The organism is Bacillus badius NBRC 15713 (genome assembly GCF_001591605.1).
Classification (GTDB): Bacteria; Bacillota; Bacilli; order Bacillales; family Domibacillaceae; genus Pseudobacillus; species Pseudobacillus badius.
The window spans coordinates 33,246-54,050 of sequence record NZ_BCVF01000012.1 but is presented as its reverse complement, the minus strand read 5'-3'; the positions used below and the strand labels follow the sequence as shown (position 1 = coordinate 54,050).

Below are 20,805 nucleotides of genomic sequence, written 5' to 3'. Positions count from 1 at the left end.
GTAAGTAAAAAAAGTATTTTGAAAGTAAAAAAAGCAAACGCTTTCTTTAAATAAAACAATGTATCTGCTCATGATTTTCTCCATTCAGCCGATACCGGGTTTGCGGGCGTCCAACGGAACCGTAGGAAACGCTTGCAGTTAAAATATGCGCGCTATCTAAAAATGATAAGTATTTACGAACAGATACACGGGAAACTCCCGAGCTAAAGGCAATATCCTCTGCTGAAAAATCAGCTTCCCCCTCTTCCTGTATAGCGTTCCAAATCATCTTCAATGTTTCTTTAGTCAGCCCCTTCGGCAAGTCAGAGGGCGATACGGCCCTTGTATGCTGATGAAGCATCCGGTCAATGTCCCCCTGCTTTACTGCGTGGGAAGAAAGCAAAAATTGTTTGCGCTCCCGATAAGCTAACATCGCTTGTTGAAATCGTTCCCAATTAAATGGCTTAATTAAATAATCTACCGCGCCGTATTGCAGCGCCTGTTGAATGCTTGCCGTATCATTCGCTGCACTAATAACAATGACATCTGTTTCTGAACCGGTTGTGCGCAATTGCTTAAGCAATTCCAGACCAGTCATTCCAGGCATATAAATATCGAGCAGCAGCAGGTCCGGTTTTAATTGTTGCACTTTTTGCAGCGCTTCCTCCGGCAAAGCCGCAGCAGAGATTATCTGAAAACCCGGCAATGCCTCTACATATTGCTTGTTCAGTTCCGCTACCATCGGATCGTCTTCAACAATTAATACCGTAATCATTTGGTTCTCTCCTTTTTCTCCAGAGGAATTATCACCTCTATGATCGTCCCTTTTCCTTCTTGTGAGGATACTTGAATCTCTCCGTTCAGCCGTTCCACACTTTTACGAACGAGATGCATCCCAAAGCCGCGGTGGCTCCCTTTATCGGAAACCCCTTTTTCAAAGATGCGGTCCGGATCGGCCATTCCTTTTCCGTGGTCTTTTACTTCAATTATTAAATGATCTTCTTCTGATTCAATTAATACAGTAACCGGCCGGCCGCTAACGGGGGTAGCCTCCAGTGCGTTATCAATTAAGTTTCCTAAAATCGTAATCAATTCATGCGTCAGCCGGCTATCTACAGCAGGCAAATAAGAATCCTCTGATAAGCGCAGCTCTTTTCCTTTTTCAATAGAATAGCTCATTTTAGCCAATAAAAAGCCAGCAATCACCGGATCTTTCATGCGGCGCGCCAAGTAACCGACACTATCTTGATAATGAATATTGATTTGCTCAATATAAGCGGGCAAAGCAGCATAATTTTTCATTTGTGCCATGCCTAAAATGACGTGCAGCCGATTCATGAATTCGTGCGTTTGCGCTCTAAGGGCCTCGGCATACATTTCCGTTCCGCTCAAACGCTCGGCCAGCTTCTTCAGCTCCGTTTGATCCCTGAACCTGGCAATGGCGCCAATCCTCTTTCCTTCTACGAGCAAGGGGGAAGCATTCATATAAAAAACAGAGCCGTTGATATCCACCTCTTTATCCATAATCGCCTCACCTGTTTCTAATACGGCCATCAGCCCAAAGGAAGAAATAATGGAATCTGCCTCCTTGTCCGGCAATGACCCGAATGCCCTTGTTTGCTCAAGCAACCGGCGAGCGGCTTTATTCATTAATGTCACCTTGCCTTTTCTATCTATCGCAATCGTTCCTTCATGCGCAGATTCGATCATGACATTTCGTTCTTCAAGCAAACGGGCAATTTCATGGGGCTCTAAACCAAACATCACTTCGCGCACTCTGCGGCCTAGGTAGAAAGCGCCCGATAAGCCAATGAACAGCCCGGCAGCAAGCCCGGCATAAATAATATGCCGGCTTTCTGTGACCGCGGTTTCTACTTTCTCTAGCGTGATCCCTGCTGCTACCGCCCCCACTTGACGGCCTTCTTCATTATAGATAGGGGTAAAATAACGAATCGATCGCCCTAGAGAGCCTTCTGCAGTAGACATATACTCTTTTCCCGCTAGCACCCCGCCTTCATCCCCGCCTTGAAATGGCTTGCCGATCAACGCAGGAGCAGGATGGGATTTACGGATCCCGTTCATATCAAAGACTGTAATATAATCTGTCTTTGACTGCCGGCGCACTTTCTCTGCAAACGGCTGAATGTCTGTTTCCGGCCTTTCTCCTGATAAGCTGTTGCGGACCACCTCTGATTCAGCAACAAGCCGCGATGTCATTGCAGCTTTTTCCTCCAGCGTTTCTCTTGTCGACTTGGTTACTTCACTGGCAATCAGCATGTTTGTCACACCGAGCGATGATATGACTACCAGAACAACGAGCAGCACAATAAGTGCACGCAGTGTCAGTTTATATTTTGTTCTTCCGCCCATAATCGGCCTCCCAAAAAATAGCTATATACATAGATTGGCAGAACCTATACGCTTGAACAAGCCTTAATCGCAAAAAACTGCGGGCGCCACTAAAAATGGACAGCCCGCAGTTTTTTAAGCCGAGTGCACAGTCAGTTCTTTTAACTTTAATTGCTTATGCCTAACTATTTGCCAGACATAGATTGCTCCAACCAAGACCGTTAAAACAGCGCCGATCAGAAGAGAAACTTGATAATCCATGGCAAATCCTTCTGGCGCATAAAAGATATATGTGCATACAACGGCTGTCATAAACATAGCCGGAACCCCTGCAATCCAATGCGCCTTGCCTTCTTTGAGCAAATAAGACACTGCTGTCCACAGCATGACCGCCGCTACCACTTGATTCGTCCAGCCCACGTATCTCCATAAAAAGGTGTAATCAATCGTTGAAAGGAAGAACATCGGAGTGGCCACGATAACCGTAAAAATCAACACAACATTTTTCTTTTCAGCATCCACCCACTTAGAAGCCATTTCAGTCAGCATCATTCTTGAAGAGCGAAGTGCCGTATCCCCGGTCGTAATCGGCAAAATGATAACGCCCAGTATCGCTAAGATTCCTCCGAGCGTGCCAAGCAGCGAGGTAGAAATTTCATTGACTACACCAGCTGGTCCTCCAGATGCGAGTGCCGCCTGCAATCCTCCTGTTCCTCCAAAGAAGGTCATGCCGGCTGCTGCCCAAATTAAAGCAATCACTCCTTCAGCAATCATCGCCCCGTAGAAAATCTTTCGTCCTTCTGATTCTTTCTTCATTGTGCGGGCAACAATTGGACTTTGCGTGGAATGAAATCCCGAAATAGCTCCGCAGGAAATGGTGACCATTAAGAGCGGCCAGATCGGCAGCTCCCCGGGATGCAGGTTTTCGAAAGTTAAATTCGGTATCGGCTTACTCCCGAACAGCAAAGCAGCCGCAATCGCGATTGCCATAAAAATTAAAATCGCGCCAAAAACCGGATAAATCTTTCCGATCACTTTATTCACCGGCAAAACCGCTGCCAGCAAAAAATAGGCAAACACAGCAACAAGAGCGGCCATAAAGCTCAAAGGGGTAATTTGCGCAATCAACTGGGCAGGTCCGGCTGTAAACGCAGCCGCTACCAAAATCATTAAAATAATAGACACCACATTGATCGCCGCTTTCATCCCTTTGCCCAGATAACGCCCCACAAGAGTCGGGTATTGAGCTCCTCCGTGCCGAAGTGAAAGCATGCCCGAAAAGTAATCATGAACTGCTCCGGCGAAAATACAGCCGACAACAATCCATATAAATGCGACTGGGCCGTAGAGGGCACCGGATACTGCTCCAAAAATCGGTCCAAGACCAGCAATATTAAGCAGCTGAATCAGCGATCCCTTCCACCAGCTCATCGGCACATAATCCATGCCATCCGCTTGTGTATAAGCCGGTGTTTTCTGGCTGTCATCAATGACGAAAACCCGCTCAACAAATTTAGAATAAACCAAGTAGCCTACGATCAGTAAAAACAAAGCAGCAAAAAATGTAAGCACTCTAATTCCCCCTCTTTTAATTTTCCGAATAATTTAATTAATATTCTATATTCTAAAAAATCAATTAACAACCCTTTTTTTATTTTAAGAGCGCTTACAATGAATTTTTTTCGTTTATACCTTTTTCCTGCTATAATGTTTTATTATTTTCAGCTAATTTCTCTCCCTTATCCTTATGCATAAAAAAGCCAGGACCGGCCCAACAAGCCATAAAGAATGACTTGTTGGGCCGGTCCTTTTTTCCCCGCCTGCTTCTACTTTAGAGACTTGTTCGACAGCTCCGGCTGAGGCTTTTCTTTAATCTGCATAGGATTTCCGCCGGCAAAGGCACCGGGAGGCACATCGCGATGCACAAGAGTGGCAGCAGAAATAACGGCTCCGTCTCCAATCGTCACACCCGGCAGCACCGTACTGTTGGCACCAATCATTACATGATCGCCGATGATCACTTCCCCGAGGCGATATTCTTCAATCAAATATTCATGAGCCAGAATGACTGTATTATAGCCAATAATCGTGTTGCGGCCGATCGAAATCAGCTCCGGAAACATAATATCCGGCACCACTTTATAGGCGAGCGCTGTTTGATCACCGATTTTCATGCCGAGAAAAGTCCGGTATAAACTGTTTTTCAGCCTCATAAAAGGCGTAAACCGGCCAATCTCAATGATCACTGTGTTTTTAAATGTTTTCCAAAAAGAAACGGTTTGATAAATATTCCAGAGCGAGTTGGCTCCCTCCGTTTTATACCGCTTCGTCCTTCTCACTTCTCCGGAACTCCAATCCTTAAAATATCGAGAAGTTCAGGCATCGTATCGAGCATATAATCCGGCTGGAAGGACTGCAAAAAGTCTTTTCCTTTAACAGACCAGGCTACCCCGGCTGTTAGAGTGCCGGCATTTTTTCCGCCTTCAATATCATGAAAGTTATCGCCGATCATCATCGCTTCCTCCGGCTTAGAGCCAACCTCTCGCAAGGCCTTCAGCAGCGGTTCAGGATGCGGCTTGGGCTCAGTCACATCATCCAAAGCGACGATCGTATCAAAAAACGGATACAAGTGAGTCAATTTAAGCCCTTTTATGACCGTATCTCTAAGCTTTGTTGATACAATAGCAAGCTTAAATTGATTTTCTTTTAATGTGCGGATCGTCTCATATACGCCCTCAAACTCCGTAACGAGCAGGTCATGGTTTTCAAGGTTGAATTTGCGATAGCGGGCGATCATTTCTTCTGCGCGCTCCGGATCGATCCCCGAAAATGTTTCTGCGAGAGTCGGCCCCATAAAAGGGTAGACGTCTTCACGCTTATATTGATCTGGAAAATAGTGATTTAACGTGTGTAAAAATGAAGAAATAATCAATTCATTTGTATTAATTAACGTTCCATCTAAATCAAACAGCAATGTTGTTATTTTTGTCATGAGAGTTTTGCTTCCTTTCTTTGGACCAGTTCAGCCGGCTTCCAAAGTGCTGACACCGCAAGCGTCAGCACAATGGCTGTCATCAGCCGGATTAAAAACAGAGCAAGCAGAGGCCATCCGGTAATACCGAGCGGAATAAAAATAACGGTATCCTCCACGACGGCATGGCATGCTACCAGAAAAATCATCGCCAGCGTCACATCCCGGCTGCTGACGCCATCCTCTTTTACCGCTTGAATCATAACTGCTGAACCGAGCGCGAGGCCGAAAAGCAAGCCGGATGCCAATGTCATCGATGTGTTTTCTTTCATTCCCAGCAAGCGAGTAACCGGAGCCATCCAGCGGGAAAAGATATCCAGCCATTTTAAGTCTTTTAAGACTTGAATCATCAACATTAATGGCATGACAATGACCGCCAGCTGGAAAATGCCATAACCCGCTTTTTCAAGACCAATCATCAAAATTTGTCCCCAGCCATCCGGATCGGCTTGCAGCGGCGGAGCCATCCCGTATTGCGCGGTGCCGCCTCCGCCATGCCAAATAAGGTTGATCACAATCGCTGATACAGCAGCAAGCCCCAATCTGACTGCCAGGACAACAGACAGCTTCACGCCAACACGGGCAGCAACACCAGATTCGATAAACAAATTATGCGAAAATGACAGCATAACAGCTAATATAAATACTTCTTTCACGGTTAAATCTAACGATAAAATAGCGCCGATTGCCGCGTATAAATTTAAAAAGTTGCCAAGCACCAGCGGAATGGAGGCATCCCCTGATAAACCAAACAATCCCATAACCGGACTGATCGCCTTCATCAGCCAAGGCAATATCGGCGTATATTGCAGCAGCGTCACGATGAGGGTGACAGGAAAAATAATTTTTCCAAGCAGCCAAGTTGTTTTTACCCCTGAAATAAAACCGTTTTTTAGTGTTTTCCCCATGTTACCCTCCCCATTTATTCATTCGCTAAGCTGTTATAAGGCAGCTGGTTGCTTTTCCGGCTGCGGCGGATGAACAGGAGAATAGCAGCCGCTGCCAAAAGAACGAGCGAAATCACTTGGGCGATCCGCAGCGAATCTGTCAGCATTAAGCTGTCTGTCCGCAGCCCTTCAATAAAGAAGCGCCCGATGGAGTACCACATCACATAAATTAAAAACAGTTCTCCCCGTTTTAAGTTCACTTTGCGCAAGCCTAACAGCAAGAGGAAACCAGCAAAATTCCAAATGGATTCATATAAAAACGTTGGATGATAATATTGTCCGTCAATATACATTTGATTAATGATAAACTCCGGCAAATGCAAATTCTCCAGGAAGGAGCGGGTCACTTCCCCGCCATGCGCCTCCTGGTTCATAAAGTTTCCCCATCGGCCAATGGCCTGCCCCAAAATGATGCTTGGAGCGGCTATGTCAGCCAATTTCCAAAAGGAAATATTTTTGGTTTTTGAGAAAACCACAGCTGTCGCAACCGCGCCGATCAATGCGCCATGAATGGCAATTCCGCCATTCCAAATTTTAATAATGTCTCCAGGATGCTGAGAGTAATATTCCCATTGGAATAAAACATAATAAATGCGCGCCGAAATAATGGCGAGCGGAATCGCCCAAATGAGCAAGTCGGCAAATGTATCTTTAGGCAAGCCGAGACGGTCGCCTTCTTTAGCAGCTAAATAAAAGCCAAGTGCAATGCCGAAGCCAATGATTAAGCCATACCAGTGAACCTCAAATGGCCCAATCGCAATAGCAATCGGATTAAGCGGATAACCTTCCATTCTTTTTCCCCTTTCTGCCCATCAACTGTTATTACATAAAATCTGTATCGCGCTCGCTGATGACATTCGCTAACTTATCTGTGAAGTCTTTCGCTGTGTTGATTCCGAGGCGTTTCAAGCGGAAGTTCATCGCTGCTACTTCAATAATGACGGCAATGTTTCTTCCTGGACGCACAGGAAGGGTGATTTTCGTAATTTCTGTATCAATAATCTTCAGCTTATCTTCTTCAATTCCTAGCCGGTCATATTGTTTTTTCGAATTCCAAAGTTCAAGATGAACATTGAGAGTAATTCGTTTGTTGCCTCTGATGGCGCCAGCGCCAAACAGCGTCATAATATTAATGATGCCCAGCCCGCGAATTTCCAGCAGATGCTCAATCAGCTCCGGTGCACTGCCGACAAGAGTATCATTGTCTTCCTGGCGAATCTCCACACAATCATCAGCTACAAGGCGATGCCCTCGTTTTACAAGATCAAGAGCTGCTTCGCTTTTACCTACTCCGCTTTGGCCGGTAATCAGTACACCTACACCGTAAATATCAACAAGCACACCGTGAACGGCGGTTGTTGGAGCCAGCATCTTTTCCAAATAATTCGTCAACTTACTTGAAAGTCTCGTTGTTGTCAGCTTTGATCTCATCACGGGCACTGCATGCCGTTCTGATGCTTCAATTAATTCCTCCGGTACTTCCAATTCGCGTGAAATAATAATAGCAGGTGTTCTGTCATCACATAGTCTTTCCATTCGCGGCAGCTTCTCGTTTGAATGAAGCTTCTGAAAGAAAGTCAGCTCCGTCATTCCGAGCAGCTGTATCCTTTCTTTCGGGTAATAATCAAAAAAGCCAGCAAGCTCAAGGCCTGGCCGGGAAAGGTCACTTGTTATAATCGGACGATGAATGCCGTCTTCACCGCTGATGAGTTCCAAATCGAGATTTTCCAGCAAATCAGATGTACGCACTTTAGCCACTGTTTCTTCCTCCTCATGATGGCATTCTGATACCATTGTAACACTTTTACTAGGTTCAATTAAAATGAAGAATGATAAATTTTCATTTCCATGTCATGAAAGGAGCCTTTGCCATCCCTTCACAACCTGGATAAAAGTAAAAAGAAACAGGGAGGGATACGGATGAAAAGGCTAATGGCTGCTAGTTTTATTGACCAGCTTTTTGCGTGCAACAGCCGATAGAGAAAATGCCGAGGCGGCAAAAAACTGTGTTTCCTCATAAAATAAAACCAGCCTTCTCCGCTTTTCTGTCGTTGCTGCTCGACAGATAATGGCGGAGAAGGCTGGCTTTTGCTTTTCGCTCAACAGGAGCAATCAGTCATTTTTTTTAAGGATGGTCATCTGCAGAGCCAGGTTGACAATTGCCATAATGACGGCGATAAGAAGCGCCATGCCAAAGCCGGAAATGTCAAATGCAGAGCCCATGATGCTGTCTGTCAAAAGCAATGTAGCAGCGTTAATGACAAACAGGAAAAGACCAAGCGTCAAAAAAGTAATCGGCAAAGTAAAAAGAACAAGCAGCGGTCTGACAATCATGTTTAAGATGGACAAAACAACACTAGCAATAACCGCCGATAAAAAGCTATCTACGTGCAGGCCTGTAAAATAGCCGGAAATGGCAATAAACAAGACTGCATTAACTAAAATACCTATGATCCAATTCATCTTTATCACTTACCTTCGGGAATAGAGGGCGGTTCATTCTCTCCATCATTCGATGCTTCATGAAATAACGTTGTTTTTACGGAAACTGTTCCCGTTTTTGTTTCTGCGTCGATGACTACTTGGCCAGTCGCTTCTTTTTCGCTCTCAAAACGGACAAGCTTCTGAACCATTTCCTCTTTTTCCATTATTTTTTTCATTCCAGATTCAGGAAGCAACAGGGAGCCAAGATTGGTGCGCAGCATCCCCTTCATCGCCATATGATCCGGCACATACACTTCAATGTTTCCGGTTACCGCTTGGGCTTTAACCGTGTGGGCGGCATCGGACTTTAAATCACAAAGAACGTTGCCGTTAAAGGATTTAATATCCGTGTAGCCAACCGAGCCGATAACATGAACAGCTCCGTTAAACGAGCTGGCTTCCACTTTTTTGCCTTCACAATCAACGAAGAAGATTTGGCCATTGCCCGTTTCTCCTTCAAAGTCGCCCACCTTCGATTTTTTCACTTCAATTTTGCCGTTAGCTGTTTTTACTTCCAGCTCTTGCACTTCCATGTCGCGCATGGCGAAGGAGCCGTTAAACAGCTTGACAGAAATATCATGGACAGCAGTTTCCGGCACATACAAAACTGTGTCCACTTTCATTAGCTTTAAGCCGACCGAGAAGGAGAGCTTGTCTTCACGCGCATAAAAAACACTGTTCTTGATGAACGATTCTCTTGCTTCATCTTCGTTGTCAGCCCCGTAGATTTTAACGTGGCACTCTGCCTTTACGCCGCTTTCCGTCCAAGGCTTAATCGTAAAGCTGCCGCTCGCCACTTCTGCCTTAATGCGCTTCGGAGTAAAGTCTGTTTCTTGAAACGTATGCGAGAATTCGGCTGTTTTTCCGAGCGGAAGTTCAAAATCCTTGAGCTTCTGGACAGCCGACTGGACAAACTGAAAGAGCTTATCCTTTGGCTGGTTAGCGGAAGCGCCGGATGGCTCGCTTTTCTTTTCTGCGGTGCCGCTCAGCTTTTGGCCAAGACCGATCAGCTCATCGAAGAAGCTGTCCCGCCGCTCTTTGTATGCTTGCTTCGAAGGTTCTTTATCCAGAGCCTCCAGCAAAGTTAAGCCTTCACTTGCTGAAATTAAACCTGATTCCACCATTTCTAAAATTCGTTTTTTCTCTTCGTTCATCTCAGGCACTCCATTCATTTAAGAATTGGCTTTCTGTTCATTCTTACGAAGATCAAAAGAAAAAGTTTCACTATTTTTGCAAGCATCTGCCAACCGCTGCATCTTAGCTTTCTATGTGCTCCACTCTCTGGCGCTCGCGGGCTAATACTCTATTTAAATAATGACCAGTGTAGGACCCTTCTGCTGCCGCCACTTCTTCAGGCGTGCCGGAAGCTACAATGGTTCCTCCTTTATCGCCGCCTTCAGGGCCAAGGTCGACGATGTAATCTGCCGTCTTGATCACATCAAGGTTGTGCTCAATCACAAGAACGGTGTCGCCGTTTTCCACCAGCCGCTGCAGCACAGTGAGCAGGCGGGCGATATCATCCACATGCAGGCCGGTCGTCGGCTCGTCCAAGATGTAAAACGAACGGCCGGTCGAGCGGCGGTGCAGTTCCGAAGCAAGCTTCACGCGCTGTGCTTCTCCTCCAGACAGTGTCGTCGCCGGCTGTCCCAGCTTGATATAACCAAGGCCGACATCTGCAATCGTCTGTAGCTTACGTTTAATTTTAGGAATATTTTCAAAAAACTCCAGGGCATCCTCTACTGTCATAGCAAGAACATCTGCAATATTTTTGCCCTTATATTTCACTTCCAGCGTCTCGCGGTTGTAGCGCTTGCCATGGCATACTTCACATGGCACATACACGTCCGGCAAAAAGTGCATTTCGATTTTGATAATCCCGTCTCCGCGGCATGCTTCACAGCGGCCGCCCTTCACATTGAAGCTGAATCGCCCTTTTTTGTAGCCGCGGACTTTCGCTTCATTGGTCGAGGCAAATACTTCGCGAATATCATCAAAAACACCGGTGTAAGTAGCCGGATTAGAACGAGGCGTCCGCCCGATCGGCGACTGATCAATGTCAATCACTTTATCAAGATGCTCGATCCCTTTGATCGTGCCGTGCTTGCCCGGCTTTTGCTTGGAGCGCTGCAGCTTTTGCGCAAGAGTTTTATAAAGAATGTCGTTAATTAACGTACTTTTTCCCGAACCGGACACCCCGGTCACAGCAATAAATGTACCAAGCGGGAATTTAGCTTTTACATTTTTCAGATTGTTCTCTTTTGCGCCTGTTACTTCCACCCAGCGGCCATCCGGTGCGCGGCGATCGGCTGGCAGCGGGATAAACTTTTTCCCTGACAAATACTGGCCGGTCAGCGAAGCCGGATCGTTCATGACCTCTTCCGGCGTACCGGCTGCCACAATTTCACCGCCATGCACGCCGGCCCCAGGTCCCACATCAATTAAATAATCAGCGGCCATCATCGTATCTTCATCGTGCTCGACCACAATCAGTGTATTGCCGATATCTCGCATATTTTGCATGGTGCTGATTAAACGGTCGTTATCACGCTGATGAAGCCCGATAGACGGCTCATCGAGAATATAGAGAACACCGGTCAATCGTGAGCCGATTTGGGTAGCCAGGCGGATCCGCTGGGCTTCTCCTCCCGACAGCGTACCAGCTGAACGGCTAAGCGTTAAATAATCCAGGCCTACATCGACTAAAAAGCCAAGCCGCTCGCGGATCTCACGTAAAATTAACTGGGCGATCTGCATTTCTTTTTCTGTTAATGACAGGCGCTCGAAAAATTGCTCTGCTTCTTCGATCGAAAAATCAGTGACCTCGCTAATATGCAGGCCATTGATTTTCACGGCCAAGCTTTCTTTTTTGAGACGGTATCCTTTACAGGTCGGACACTTTTGCTGTCCCATATACTTTTCCATTTGCTCCCGGATATAATCCGAGCTTGTTTCTTTATACCGGCGCTCAATATTGTTAAGGACACCTTCGAACATAATGTCATTTTCCCGGATTTGGCCAAAGTCGTTTTCATAGCGGAAATGAACCCGTTCCCGTCCTGATCCGTTTAAAACTTTATCAAGCTGCGCTTTATCCAGCTCCTTGACAGGCACATCCATCGGAATGCCGTAATGATGGCAAACCGCTTCTAGCAGCTGCGGATAATATTGTGAGCTTGTCGGCTCCCATGGGGCAATCGCATGCTCCTTCAAGCTTAACTCCGGGTTAGGAATAACTAAGTCCACATCTACTTTCAGCTTCGATCCGAGACCGTCACATGTCGGACAGGCTCCATACGGACTATTGAAAGAAAACATGCGCGGCTCAAGTTCCCCTATGGAAAAACCGCAATGCGGGCAGGCATGATGCTCTGAAAACAGCAATTCCTCGCGGCCGATAACATCGATAATGACATTGCCCTCCCCGAGCTTCAATGCCGTTTCCAGGGAATCAGCGAGCCGGGCTTCAATGCCGTCTTTTACTACAACACGGTCAATCACGACCTCAATGGAATGCTTTTTATTTTTCTCAAGCTCAATCTCTTCCTCAACTTCCCGCATTTCTCCGTTGACACGCACGCGGACATAGCCTTGGCGCTTGATATCTTCAAACACTTTGGCATGCGTGCCTTTCCGGCCGGAAACAATCGGCGCAAGCACTTGCAGCTTCGTCCGGTCTTCATATTGCATGATGCGGTCAACCATTTGCTCGATCGTCTGCGATGTAATTTCAATGCCGTGAACCGGGCAAGTCGGCCGGCCGACACGGGCAAACAACAAACGCACATAATCATAAATTTCGGTCACTGTTCCGACCGTTGAGCGCGGGTTCCGGCTCGTTGTCTTCTGATCAATAGAAATGGCCGGAGACAGCCCTTCAATCGCATCAACATCCGGCTTATCCATTTGGCCGAGAAACTGGCGGGCATAAGCGGATAAAGATTCAACATACCGGCGCTGCCCTTCCGCATAAATCGTATCAAACGCCAGCGATGATTTTCCCGAGCCTGATAAGCCCGTCAATACAACGAGCTTATCACGGGGGATGGTGATATCAATGTTTTTTAAATTATGCGCCCTGGCTCCTTTTACTGTAATTTTATCTATTCCCATATCCAAGTCATCCTTCCGATTTCAACTCTAACAATGCATCACGCAGCTGGGCGGCCAATTCAAAGTCAAGCGCTTTGGCTGCCGCCTTCATTTCATTTTCTAAGCTGGCAATCAGGCGATTCCGCTCTTGCGGAGCTAATTTCTTCTTGGAAGCGGCCGTTTCATAGCTTTCTGCTTCTTCCGCTGCATGCGTGGCCCGGATCACATCCCGAATGTCTTTTTGAATTGTTTTTGGCGTAACGCCATGTTTTTCATTGTACGCCTGTTGAATCTCACGGCGCCGCTTCGTCTCTTCTATCGCCTTGGCCATAGAATCGGTGATTTTGTCGGCATACATAATCACATGACCGCCGGCATTGCGGGCAGCCCGTCCCATCGTCTGAATCAGTGAACGCTCCGAACGGAGAAACCCTTCCTTATCAGCATCCAATATCGTCACAAGTGAAACTTCAGGAATATCAAGCCCCTCTCTCAACAAGTTGATGCCTACCAGCACATCAAATTTGCCAAGCCGCAAATCCCGGATAATTTCTATTCGTTCCAGCGTCTTGATTTCAGAATGGAGATATTGTACTTTCACACCGATTTCCTTTAAATAATCTGTTAGGTCTTCAGACATTTTCTTCGTTAACGTAGTTACAAGCACGCGTTCATTCCGAGCCGTCCGCTCGTTAATTTCACTTATCAGGTCATCAATCTGGCCTTCAATCGGGCGAACGTCGACCGTTGGATCAAGCAGGCCAGTCGGCCGGATGATTTGTTCGGTCATTTGCGGAGTATGTTCGATCTCATATGGGCCTGGCGTGGCGGATACATAAACAATTTGACGCACATGCTCTTCAAATTCTTCAAACTTCAGCGGCCGGTTATCCTTGGCTGACGGAAGACGGAAGCCATGATCGACAAGCACTTGTTTGCGCGCCTGGTCACCGTTAAACATTCCCCGGATTTGCGGAAGCGTCACGTGTGATTCATCCACTACAATAAGAAAATCATCCGGAAAGTAATCAAGCAGTGTATACGGTGTGGAACCAGGCGGGCGCAAGGTTAAATGGCGCGAGTAATTCTCAATGCCTGAGCAAAATCCCATTTCTCTCATCATCTCTAAATCATAACGCGTCCGCTGCTCAAGCCGCTGGGCCTCAAGCAATTTATTTTCCGCACGCAAAACAGCGAGCTGTTCTTCCAACTCTTGTTCAATGTTGCCAATCGCAATTCTCATTTTTTCTTCTCTTGTCACGAAGTGGGAAGCTGGAAAAATGGCGACATGTTCACGGTCGCCAATAATTTCCCCAGTCAGCGCATCGACTTCGCGGATCCGGTCAATCTCATCTCCGAAAAACTCCACCCGAATACAGTGCTCGTCACGGGAGGCAGGAAAGATTTCCACTACATCTCCGCGCACGCGAAAAGTCCCCCGCTTAAAATCAATATCATTGCGCTCGTATTGGACGTCTACGAGCTTGCGCAGCAATTGATTCCGTTCAATCTCCATCCCGGCTCGCAAGGAAATCACGAGGTCACGATATTCCTCTGGTGAACCCAAACCGTAAATACACGATACACTGGCGATAATGATGACATCATTGCGCTCAAACAAAGAAGAAGTAGCCGAGTGGCGCAGCTTGTCAATCTCATCGTTGATGCTTGCGTCTTTTTCAATGAACGTATCCGTCTGCGGCACATAAGCCTCCGGCTGATAATAATCATAGTAGCTGACAAAATACTCAACAGCGTTATTCGGAAAAAACTCTTTAAATTCACTGTACAGCTGGCCGGCAAGCGTCTTATTATGGGCAATGACAAGCGTCGGCTTGTTTACTTCTTTAATCACGTTAGAGATCGTGAAAGTTTTCCCGGTCCCTGTCGCTCCGAGCAGCGTTTGATGCTTCTTTCCTTCCTTTATGCCCGAAACAAGCTCAGCAATCGCTTTTGGCTGGTCGCCTTGCGGGCTGTATTTAGACACGATTTCAAATTGGTTCTTCACCATTCAACCCCCTGCCTCCTGGCAAATGTGCTTATTCTGTTCTATCAACATGCTTTCTATTAAAGCTTGTGCCGTTTTCTATTGTTAGTAATCATAATCCCCATTTTATCATAAATGAAACCTGGCTGGCTATTAATAAACGCACATATGTTCCTGTTTCTCTCTAAGTCCTTCTGGCCATCTTCCTTAAGTTCATAGCAGAGAAACTGATAGAACGATCAAGGCTGGTCTCATCGGCTTTAGGGAGGATAATTGCACGGCTGTTGATTGAAGCGGCCGGAAGGGAAACCAGCCGAGCCCGTCCGCCAGCAAAATAAAAAAGCTGCCGGCAAACTCGATTTTTATCGAATTTGCCGGCAGCCTAAATCTTTCTATTCATTAGAGAGGGCTTGCTTTATACTAAAATATCCACCCAAATTTTAATGGCTGTAGCCGCAATTAAGACAGCAAGCAGCCACTGCAATATTTTCGTGTTCATTTTTTGGCCTGCTTTGGCGCCGAGCGGCGAAGCAAGAAGGCTGGCCACTATCATAATAACAGCCGGCATGAACAGCACTTGTCCGGTCATAAGTTTGCCGGCCGTCGAACCGATCGAGGAAATAAAGGTAATAGCGAGCGAGCTGGCAATCGTCATTCTCGTTGGAATTTTTAAGATAACGAGCATAATCGGCACAAGCAAAAATGCTCCGGCAGCTCCGACAATCCCGGCGCCGATGCCAACAACGAAAGCAAAGAAGGCAGCAAGCCATTTACTAAATTTCACTTCCTCCATTGGCCGATCGTCCAAATTTTTCTTAGGAATAAACATCATGACCGCAGCAAGTGCAGCAAGCACTCCATAAATCACATTGACAGTGGATTCATCCATCTGCTGCGAGCCAAACCCTCCAATAAAACTCCCGACAAGAATGGCAGCCCCCATGTAAATAATCAACGTCTTATTTAAATATTCGCTTTTCCGGTATGCCCATACCCCGGCAATTGTTGCAAAAAAGACTTGGACCGCGCTGATGCCGGCAACCTCGTGGGCACTGAAGGCCGCAAATCCCAGCATGGGCGGAATATACAAGAGCATCGGGTATTTAATAATAGAGCCGCCGATGCCAACCATCCCGGATAGAAAAGAGCCAATAAATCCAATGAAAAAAATAACAGCAATCCAGCCAATAGACCAATCCATTCGTTCTTCTCCCCTTTCCTATTTTTTATTTCCACGCGCCGATGCCGCCGGCTACGTTGGCAATATACTTAAAGCCTTTCTTCTTTAATAACCGGGCAGCCTTTTGGCTGCGCATGCCGCTCTGGCACATCACAACGACTTCTTGCTGGGGATCAAGTTCCTTCAAGCGGGCAGACAGCTGATGAAGCGGAATATTTTTAAAGCCGGCAATATGACCGGCTTTAAACTCTCCCGGTGTGCGGACATCAATCCATTGTTTTTCCTTCTTCCCCGTGTCCTTTTTCAATTCTGCCGCTGTAACCTGGCGCACGCCCGCTGCCGGCATCATATTTTTTAATGCCATCACCGCAACTGCTGTCAAGATAAGATAAAAAGCAATCGTCATATTTTCCCTCCTATTACGCCATGGGGTATAATTTCACTCAAAAAATTACCGGCTCTTTACAAGGAGGTTGACCGCTTCTTTCACCAGGTCATCTGTCGGTTCCCCTTCCTGAATATTCGTCCGGATACATTGCTCTAAATTTCTGCTGACAATCAGGCCGGCCGTACGTCCGACAGCTCCCTGAATGGCGCTCAGCTGCGTGACAACAGCCGTACAGTCTTCTCCTTCCTCCATCATCTTCATAATGCCGCGCACCTGTCCTTCAATGCGTTTTAAACGGTTCTTTAAGTCTTTTCCATATTCCACGAAGAATCACCTCCATAGCCTGTTTTCTGCCTGCGGCCATCCCTTGCCATCCTTCAAGCCATTTCCGGGACAAAAGAAGGGCGCCCGAAAATGATTTCTTATAGGGCACCCTGTTTACTCTTTATTTAAGCAGCGCCATGACCGCATCCGGATCGTATCCAAGAATCCATTGGCCGTTAATTTCCGTCTGCGGCACACCCATTTGTCCGGTTGTTTCCACTAGACGCTGGGCCGCTTGCCGGTCTTGCTGCACGTTTACTTCTGTAAACGGAATACCTTGTTCCTTCAGAAAATTTTTCATCATTGTGCAATATGGGCACGTATTCGTTGAATAGACGGTTACTTTATTCATCTTGTTTCCTCCTTGTTATGATTATTTGACTGGTCCGTTTTCGTTCTTCCAGCCGGCAAAGCCGCTGGCCAGGTTTTCGATGTTTTTAAAACCTTTGGCTTGAAGCAAGCTTGCTCCAATCGCAGAACGGGCTCCGGATTGACAATGAATAATAAGCTTTTTGTCCTTTGGCAATTGATCCGCTTCTTCCTCTAAATAGCCAAGCATATGATGGTGGGCTGTTGGGATATGTCCTGCTTCCCATTCTCCCTGCTGGCGAATGTCCACTACATAGACATCTTCTTTTTCGTATTGGGCTTTTAACTCATCCACATTAATATTGGCATATTTCTCAAGTTCCGGTGCTTCACTGACAACATTCGGGCTGGCAAATGCGGCGATACGATCCAGTCCAATTGACTCAAGCGAATGCTGAATGTGAACGGTCTGTTGTTCTTCTGCAATAAGCACCAGCTGCTTTTCATAGTCGAGAATCCAGCCCGCCCAGTTTGTAAAGATTTTGGTATACGGCAAGTTGATTGTGCCTTCAATATGTCCTTGCGCAAACTCATTTCCATTTCTAGTATCCACTATAATTGTATCTTCTCGGCTGATATATGGCTCTAATTCTTTGTAGGTTTCTACATAAGGAATCGTTTCATTCGTCAGCACAGCCGGGCCGGCCTTATTGACTTTTTTCATGACAGCAAAATATTTTGGAGGCTCGGGCTGATCTTTCAGAAGTTCTTTTTCAAATTGTTCCTTATCCATTTCCTGCAAGGCCCAGTTATTAGCTTTTTCATAGCCGACAGTGGAGAGTGGAACAGCGCCGAGTGATTTGCCGCAAGCACTTCCTGCGCCATGTCCCGGCCAAACAACTAAATAATCCGGCAGCTGTCTAAATTTCTGAAGCGAATCGTACATTTGCGCCGCTCCGGAAGCAGCTGTGCCTTTTACGCCGGCCGCTTTTTCCAGCAAGTCCGGACGGCCGACATCACCGACAAAAACAAAGTCGCCAGTAAAGATTCCCATTGGCTCCGTTGAACCGCCGCCTCTGTCTGTCAGCACAAATGAAATACTTTCCGGGGTATGTCCTGGTGTATGCATTACTTTAAATTCCACATTGCCGACCATGAAAACATCGCCGTCTTTCACCAGTTGAGCGGAAAGGTTATCAAGGTACTGATACTTCCAGTTTTCATCGCCTTCATCTGATAAATATAATGTTACTCCGTGATCATGCGCCAATTGACGGGCTCCTGAAACGAAATCAGCGTGAATATGCGTTTCTGTTGCGGCTGTTAATCGAAAGCCTTCCTTTTGGGCTGTTTCTACATAAGGCGTAATATCACGGGCCGGATCAATAACGATGGCTTCTCCGGTTTTTTGACAAGCGACCATATAAGAGTATTGAGCTAACTTTTCATCAAAGTAAGAACGAAAAAACATATTTACACCCTCCTATTACCCCAATGGGTATATTTGATTTAACTTTATATTACCCTATGGGGTATAAAAAAGCAAGTGCTATTTTTCATTTATTATTTTCCCATTCGATTGTTCCCCATGATCGCGCTTCTTGACTGATTTTGCCGGCTCAAAAAAAATTCCGGCTGCCGCGAAGCATCGGCGCCGGAATTTATATTCAAGAGAGCATTAGACAGCAGTCAGTCATTGCCTGCCCGCTTACGATTTCGGTTGTTTTTTCTTTTTCACCATGAGACTGGCAAGCCAGAAGCCCAATGTTAATGAAGCAGCATCTATAATAATAAGCGGCCATGTATGCGTATACCCCTTATAAGCAGAGGCGGCAATTAACGCGACAGTTAAACCCAAGCCTAAAAAATGATTAAATGTCACCCTCGTGAAAAAAACAACGAGAAAGCCGGGCAGAAACATTGCCAATATCATTTTTCCTACCATGTTTTCACTCCCAGCAAGCAGCTTTTTCTGACTCCATCATACTGAAATTTTTTCCACTTCGGAAGCCTTTTTTAGAAAAAGAACTTACTTTTTCTCATATTTTTTTACAATCATTTCTGTCATGTAATTCAGCTCGTTATACGGAATAAACTCTTCAGACAGCATATCAGGCAAAATATTTTTAATAAAATATTTTACGCAGTTCAAATCGGAAAACTCCATAATCGTGGACAAGGCTTCTTTGTATATTTCCAGAAAAAGCGGCTCGGGATTGCGTTTTAAAATTTCTCCGAAGGATTCATACAGCAAGTCAATCTTATCAGCGACGGAGAGAATACGCCCCTCAAGCGTATCATCTTTCCCTTCTTTAAACCGTTCCATGTAAATACTTTGCAGTTCCGGCGGAAATTCCTGCTCCACAAATTTCTTCGCCATCTGCTCCTCGACTTGAGAGAACAGATCTTTTAGCTCCTTTGTAGCGTACTTAACAGGGGTTTTAATGTCACCCGTAAACAGCTCGGCATAGTCATGGTTCAACGCTTTTTCATACAACGCCTGCCAATTGACGGTTTGTCCTTCCATTTCTTCAATGGTCCCTAAGAATTGGGCAATCTTCGTGACTTTAAATGAATGGGCGGCCACATTATGCGATTGATATTTAAATTTTCCCGGCAGCCGGAATAGCTGCTCCAAGTCCGATAAACTCTTGAAATAATTATGTATTCCCATTGACTGATCCTTCCTTTCCGAAGCTATAATTGATAGGTAAAAAAATGAAAGGCATTTATTCGATTTTCTAGACATATTTTCATTGTAGCCCTACAATCGTTAAGTGGCTATTTATTTTATTTTTTGAGGTGACAACATGAATTTATGGGAATTATTTGTAGCTTTTATTCTTGGGCTCGTAGAAGGAGCAACCGAATTTGCTCCTGTTTCTTCGACAGGTCATATGATTATTGTAGATGATATTTTGTTAAAATCGAAGGAATTGTTTTCCGCTCCGGTGGCCAATACCTTTAAGGTTGTCATCCAGCTTGGCTCTATCTTAGCCGTTGTTGTGGTCTTTAAAGACCGCATTCTTAACCTGCTGGGATTGCAAAAGAACCGGGGAACGATGAGTCAGATCGGGCCTAGACTGACATTGGTTCATATATTCATCGGGCTGATTCCCGCCATTGTACTCGGGTTTGCTTTTGAGGACTATATTGATGAACACCTCTTTAATGTGTACACGGTGTTAATTGGCCTCGTTGCCGGCGCCCTGCTTATGCTGGCAGCCGACTGGCTGGCTCCTAAGAGTGTAAAAACAAAAACGGTTGACGAAATTACGTACAAGCAAGCTTTTCTCGTCGGTTTGTTCCAATGTATCGCGCTGTGGCCGGGCTTTTCCCGCTCGGGGTCCACTATTTCCGGAGGCGTTTTGCTTGGCATGAGCCATCGGGCGGCAGCTGACTTTACCTTTATTATGGCCATGCCTATCATGGCAGGAGCAAGTGCGATTTCTCTTATCAAGAACTGGGAGTATTTCTCCATCGATGTACTTCCGTTTTTCATCGTCGGTTTCATTAGCGCCTTCTTGTTTGCCCTGCTGTCGATCCGTTTCTTCCTGGCGCTTATCAACAAAATTAAATTGACGCCATTCGCTATTTATCGAATTGTGCTTGCAGCGGTGATTTATTTCGTATTTTTGTAAAAATACTTAGTATGCAAAGATTGCGCGGAGCTTTTGAGCCGGCAATTCCTATCTATAGGAATTGCCGGCTTGTTCTTTTTCTAAACACTTTCTTTCT

At 45.9% G+C, this 20,805-nt stretch carries 20 protein-coding genes; 1 reads left to right on the top strand and 19 read right to left on the bottom strand.

Going from position 1 to position 20,805, the window contains the following annotated elements:
* Positions 1 to 46: 46 nt before the first annotated feature.
* From BBA02S_RS08260 to BBA02S_RS08170, 19 genes are all read right to left on the bottom strand, one after another.
* Positions 47 to 754, bottom strand: coding sequence for a response regulator (locus BBA02S_RS08260; RefSeq protein WP_041094854.1), 708 nt, complete (start codon positions 752 to 754; stop codon positions 47 to 49).
* Positions 751 to 2,349 carry a DcuS/MalK family sensor histidine kinase gene (gene dcuS, locus BBA02S_RS08255; protein WP_041113443.1) on the bottom strand — a complete coding sequence of 533 codons (1,599 nt, stop codon included), beginning with the start codon at positions 2,347 to 2,349 and terminating at the stop codon, positions 751 to 753. Before dcuS ends, BBA02S_RS08260 begins: the two co-directional genes overlap by 4 nt.
* A 114-nt stretch (positions 2,350 to 2,463) precedes the next feature.
* Entirely contained in the window at positions 2,464 to 3,900 is a 1,437-nt protein-coding gene (locus BBA02S_RS08250; protein ID WP_041094859.1) for a carbon starvation CstA family protein, read from the bottom strand.
* A 254-nt stretch (positions 3,901 to 4,154) separates the two neighbouring features.
* On the bottom strand, positions 4,155 to 4,667 hold the full coding sequence (locus BBA02S_RS08245; protein ID WP_041094861.1) for an acyltransferase: 513 nt from the start codon (positions 4,665 to 4,667) through the stop codon (positions 4,155 to 4,157).
* On the bottom strand, positions 4,664 to 5,320 hold the full coding sequence (gene ppaX / locus BBA02S_RS08240; protein WP_041113442.1) for a pyrophosphatase PpaX: 657 nt from the start codon (positions 5,318 to 5,320) through the stop codon (positions 4,664 to 4,666). The genes BBA02S_RS08245 and ppaX overlap by 4 nt, the downstream gene beginning before the upstream one ends.
* A complete protein-coding gene (locus BBA02S_RS08235) occupies positions 5,317 to 6,267 on the bottom strand; it encodes a nucleoside recognition domain-containing protein (RefSeq protein ID WP_041113441.1) in 951 nt (316 codons plus the stop codon). Before BBA02S_RS08235 ends, ppaX begins: the two co-directional genes overlap by 4 nt.
* A 14-nt stretch (positions 6,268 to 6,281) precedes the next feature.
* Positions 6,282 to 7,097, bottom strand: a complete 816-nt coding sequence (gene lgt / locus BBA02S_RS08230) for a prolipoprotein diacylglyceryl transferase (protein WP_041113440.1) — start codon at positions 7,095 to 7,097, stop codon at positions 6,282 to 6,284.
* Between the two features lie 31 nt (positions 7,098 to 7,128).
* Positions 7,129 to 8,064, bottom strand: a complete 936-nt coding sequence (gene hprK, locus BBA02S_RS08225; RefSeq protein WP_041094869.1) for an HPr(Ser) kinase/phosphatase — start codon at positions 8,062 to 8,064, stop codon at positions 7,129 to 7,131.
* Positions 8,065 to 8,418: 354 nt separating this feature from the next.
* Positions 8,419 to 8,769: a phage holin family protein gene (locus BBA02S_RS08220; protein ID WP_041113438.1), complete on the bottom strand. Its 351-nt coding sequence runs from the start codon at positions 8,767 to 8,769 to the stop codon at positions 8,419 to 8,421.
* A 5-nt stretch (positions 8,770 to 8,774) separates the two neighbouring features.
* Complete coding sequence (locus BBA02S_RS08215; RefSeq protein WP_041094873.1) at positions 8,775 to 9,944, bottom strand: DUF4097 family beta strand repeat-containing protein; 1,170 nt, start codon at positions 9,942 to 9,944, stop codon at positions 8,775 to 8,777.
* Positions 9,945 to 10,047: 103 nt separating this feature from the next.
* Positions 10,048 to 12,900 carry an excinuclease ABC subunit UvrA gene (gene uvrA, locus BBA02S_RS08210; RefSeq protein ID WP_041094875.1) on the bottom strand — a complete coding sequence of 951 codons (2,853 nt, stop codon included), beginning with the start codon at positions 12,898 to 12,900 and terminating at the stop codon, positions 10,048 to 10,050.
* A 7-nt stretch (positions 12,901 to 12,907) separates the two neighbouring features.
* Positions 12,908 to 14,887 (bottom strand): excinuclease ABC subunit UvrB, encoded by a 1,980-nt coding sequence (gene uvrB, locus BBA02S_RS08205; protein ID WP_041095724.1) that lies wholly within the window; start codon positions 14,885 to 14,887, stop codon positions 12,908 to 12,910.
* Between the two features lie 394 nt (positions 14,888 to 15,281).
* Positions 15,282 to 16,067, bottom strand: coding sequence for a sulfite exporter TauE/SafE family protein (locus BBA02S_RS08200; RefSeq protein ID WP_041094877.1), 786 nt, complete (start codon positions 16,065 to 16,067; stop codon positions 15,282 to 15,284).
* 25 nt (positions 16,068 to 16,092) lie between these two features.
* Positions 16,093 to 16,452 (bottom strand): rhodanese-like domain-containing protein, encoded by a 360-nt coding sequence (locus BBA02S_RS08195; protein WP_052474965.1) that lies wholly within the window; start codon positions 16,450 to 16,452, stop codon positions 16,093 to 16,095.
* A gap of 45 nt (positions 16,453 to 16,497) precedes the next feature.
* Positions 16,498 to 16,758: a metal-sensitive transcriptional regulator gene (locus BBA02S_RS08190; protein WP_041094879.1), complete on the bottom strand. Its 261-nt coding sequence runs from the start codon at positions 16,756 to 16,758 to the stop codon at positions 16,498 to 16,500.
* Between the two features lie 121 nt (positions 16,759 to 16,879).
* Positions 16,880 to 17,110, bottom strand: a complete 231-nt coding sequence (locus BBA02S_RS08185) for a glutaredoxin family protein (RefSeq protein WP_041094881.1) — start codon at positions 17,108 to 17,110, stop codon at positions 16,880 to 16,882.
* 21 nt (positions 17,111 to 17,131) lie between these two features.
* Entirely contained in the window at positions 17,132 to 18,538 is a 1,407-nt protein-coding gene (locus tag BBA02S_RS08180; protein WP_041094883.1) for an MBL fold metallo-hydrolase, read from the bottom strand.
* Between the two features lie 237 nt (positions 18,539 to 18,775).
* Positions 18,776 to 19,012: a CsbA family protein gene (locus BBA02S_RS08175; RefSeq protein WP_041094885.1), complete on the bottom strand. Its 237-nt coding sequence runs from the start codon at positions 19,010 to 19,012 to the stop codon at positions 18,776 to 18,778.
* A gap of 84 nt (positions 19,013 to 19,096) precedes the next feature.
* The gene (locus BBA02S_RS08170) at positions 19,097 to 19,741 is read right to left on the bottom strand and encodes a YfbR-like 5'-deoxynucleotidase (protein WP_041094888.1); all 645 of its coding nucleotides are present in this window, start codon (positions 19,739 to 19,741) and stop codon (positions 19,097 to 19,099) included.
* Between the two features lie 136 nt (positions 19,742 to 19,877).
* On the opposite strand from BBA02S_RS08170, the gene BBA02S_RS08165 reads away from it, so the two are divergent.
* Entirely contained in the window at positions 19,878 to 20,708 is an 831-nt protein-coding gene (locus BBA02S_RS08165) for an undecaprenyl-diphosphate phosphatase (RefSeq protein ID WP_041094890.1), read from the top strand.
* Positions 20,709 to 20,805: the final 97 nt, after the last annotated feature.